This window comes from Pseudomonas sp. NPDC087336, from assembly GCF_044744285.1.
Classification (GTDB): Bacteria; Pseudomonadota; Gammaproteobacteria; order Pseudomonadales; family Pseudomonadaceae; genus Aquipseudomonas.
This window is the reverse complement of record NZ_JBIUYA010000077.1, coordinates 1-1777: the sequence shown is the minus strand read 5'-3', so window position 1 is coordinate 1777 and position 1777 is coordinate 1. Positions and strand designations below refer to the sequence as shown.

Annotated in this window: 1 protein-coding gene and 1 pseudogene; one reads left to right on the top strand and one right to left on the bottom strand. The window is 58.5% G+C overall.

The genetic code is table 11. From position 1 onward, the window contains the following. Positions 1–225, top strand: a pseudogene (locus ACIO0C_RS31255) (Lpp/OprI family alanine-zipper lipoprotein); the annotation flags it as partial. 124 nt (positions 226–349) lie between these two features. On the opposite strand, the gene ACIO0C_RS31250 reads toward ACIO0C_RS31255, so the two are convergent. Beyond that, a complete protein-coding gene (locus ACIO0C_RS31250) occupies positions 350–1321 on the bottom strand; it encodes a L,D-transpeptidase family protein (protein WP_180203493.1) in 972 nt (323 codons plus the stop codon). Between the last annotated feature and the right edge of the window lie 456 nt (positions 1322–1777).

Here is a 1777-nt window from a genome sequence, read left to right as displayed (position 1 = left end):
CTTTCCCTGCCCGCACTACTCGCTACATCTAGCAGCAGCTCAACCAAAGAAACCTAATCTCGTCTGTCCCGATCTGAATACGCCTCTGCTCGCTCCCAGGCTCGTGCAGACGAAGCTTACCGTAAAGCTGATGAAGCTCTGGCTGCTGCTCAAAAAGCACAACAGACTGCTGACGAAGCTAACGAGCGTGCTCTGCGCATGCTGGAAAAAGCTAGCCGCAAGTAATAGTCCTTCGGGATTATTATCAAGCCGACCCATTTTTTGGGTCGGCTTTTTTATTGCCTGCTGTTTCCTGCAGCCAATAAAAAACCCGCCGACGCGGCCTGCGTCGGCGGGTTTGATTCAGGCATTACTGCAGCGGGTCGATCGGCGCACTCGTCACCATCGGCGCGGTAGTGTTTGGCACGCCGATTTCTACCGGCAGGCCATCTTCGGCCGCGACAACATCACGCACCACATCCCAGTTCATGCGCAGGTTGTTGGTGATGTCTTCACGCTTGAGCATCGCGTTGATCACGGCAGTGTGCTTGTCGACCACCGACGGGTTGCCCTTGTCGTCCAGCGGTGTGTGCGCCTCCAGGTAGACCTTGCCGCCACTCACGCCGAACTTGTACGAATCGTTGATGATGCGCACGGACGTGCCGACCGGCACCATGCCCGCCATTTCCAGCACGTTGTTGTTGAACATGCGGAAGCAGCCATGGCTGGTGCGCATGCCGATGCCGAACTTCTTGTTCGAGCCGTGAATCAGGTAGCCAGGAGTCCCCAGGGTGAACTTGAACGGCCCCAGCGGGTTGTCAGGGCCGGCCGGCACCACGTTGGGCAGCGGATCACCGTCGGCGGCGTGCTCGGCCTTGATCGACGCAGGAGGCGTCCAGGTCGGGTTCGGCGTCTTGGCGACGATGCTGGTGTGGGCAATCGGCGAGCCCCAGCCTTCACGACCAATACCCAGCGGGAAGGTGTAGACCACGTTCCGGCCTTTCGGGAAGTAGTAGAGGCGGTATTCGGCCAGGTTGATGACGATGCCTTCACGCGGGCCGGGCGGCAGGATGAAGCGGGTCGGCAGCACGATTTCAGTGCCGGCGCCAGGTAGCCATGGATCGACGCCAGGGTTGGCAGCCACCATTTCCGAGTAACCCAGGTCGTAGGTCGTGCCCAGGTCGGCGAAGGTATCTTCGTACTTGGCCTTGATCACCTGTACCTGGCCAACGATGTCTTCACCAGGCGGTGGCAGGGGTAGCTCCAATGCTGCGACGGGACCCGCTACACAGAGGGCGGCAAGTGTCAGGCAGCGGGTGACGGCGGGAAAGCGCGGCAACATCCGGAAAATCCTTTGCATGATCGACAGAGGGGTATAAGAACGGGATTGTACACCGCTGGCCGTTATTTCGGGGAGGTCGAGGGTGTTGGAGGCGATGCAAGGCATTTCCTGTCGACTGCCAATCGACCTATTGTTTGTTAACGGAGTACCTATCCATTCCTGCGGTAACGGCCACTTATGGTTTCACTTTTACAGTGAGTTACTGGGAAAAGCCCCAAGTAACCAAGGGCTCTTGCCCCTGGCGTTCGGCCCCTCGCTGGGGCTTGAGGTACGCGAGCTCCGGTCCTGAAAGCCAAATCAACAGCCAAAGAGAAAACGAGGCGGCCTTAAAGCCGACCTGATTCCAGGTGTGTCCGCGATGTGATCGTTCCCACGCTCTGCGTCACTAGTGTCCGATAAAAACCAAAGGGGGAGCTTGCTCCCCCTTGCTGTTGGCGATCATCAGCCATAATCAGA